Origin of the sequence: Streptococcus mitis (assembly GCF_003942965.1) — a bacterium.
Lineage (GTDB): Bacteria > Bacillota > Bacilli > Lactobacillales > Streptococcaceae > Streptococcus > Streptococcus mitis_BH.
Genome location: NZ_RJOG01000072.1, coordinates 1 through 1,279, shown reverse-complemented (window position 1 = coordinate 1,279; position 1,279 = coordinate 1). Strand labels below are relative to the sequence as shown.

The window sequence follows — 1,279 nt, the reverse complement described above, 5'->3', positions numbered from 1 at the left end:
TGGTTTTTCAATCGTAAACTCTGTCTTTTTTAATAAATCTTCTGTTAAATCAATATTAAAGATGGTGTAATAATAGTTATAATATCTACTAAAAATTGAATTGAGTCTTTTCTTCTGTCCGCTATTCATGTCTCATCTTCACCATCGCTTTCATTCTTAAAAACTATATTTAATTATATCAAAATTTTTTAAGGATTTGAATTATTGCATTTTCTATCCACATACTGTTATTAGTAAAAACTCTGTTATTCAATATACTTAAAAACTTTGTTCAACTTATCTACTACTTCACGGTTCATATTTGGATATAAATGCCCATATGTTCCTAGCGTGGTTTGTATATCTTCATGTCCAAGTCTATCTCGAATAACTAATGCATTTTCTCCTAAAGAAATTAAGAGGCTTGCGTGAGAATGTCTCAATGCGTGTGTTTTGATTCTATGAACTCCAGCAAGTTTGGAATGACGTGTAATTATATGATGCGTTGCACTTTTGTTGGTTGGTAAACCATTGTAGGAGAAAATAAAATCACTAATAATATTTTTTCCTTGAATATCTTTCCACTCGCTCAAATATTGCAAAGTTATATCGTCAAGAGCAATTATTCTATTGCTTGCTAAAGGCTTTGGTTCGGTAATATAAAATTCTTTTGAGGTTTTATAATNCATATTTTTACTAACTTCTAGGGTTTTTTCGGTAAAATCAATATCAGACCATATCAGGGCTTGTGCTTCTCCTATTCTTAAGCCAGTCATAAAGAGAGTATAGATAAGAGTAAAAGCAAATCTATCATAATAGTCTTGTAAATCAAATGTTGAGAATACTTTCTTGGCTTCCTCCTTTGTCCAAAAATCGACTTTTTGCCGTACCTTTCTAACATTTCCGACTTGTTTTGCTATATTCTGGTTAAGTAAACCTAATTTAACTGCTAAATCTAAACTCTTTTGAAATAGCCCGTGTATTGCCCTTACATAACCTAATGAATATTTAGATGAAAGATTATTTTGCCATTTTTTAACCATTGGAGCAGATATATCTCTCAACTTACGATTAAAAAAATATTTCAAATGAATTTCCATTGAAGACAATCTACTTTCAAACGTCTGTGGTTTGACTGATTGTTTATAGTCTGGCTTGAAATACGTTTCGTAAAATTCTCTATACGACATAGTTGAATTTTTCTTAACTGCTGAATCAGAAAAATCATTTATATAGGCTTCATAACCTTTTTTTTGAAGCGAATAAGAATTTGCTCATCGGTAATTAAGTAGCCAACTTC

1 protein-coding gene is annotated in these 1,279 nt (G+C 30.4%); it reads right to left on the bottom strand.

Translation table 11 applies throughout. The features are described 5' to 3' along the window. Positions 1-245: 245 nt before the first annotated feature. Positions 246-1,169 (bottom strand): tyrosine-type recombinase/integrase, encoded by a 924-nt coding sequence (locus D8837_RS09350; protein WP_260468894.1) that lies wholly within the window; start codon positions 1,167-1,169, stop codon positions 246-248. Positions 1,170-1,279: the final 110 nt, after the last annotated feature.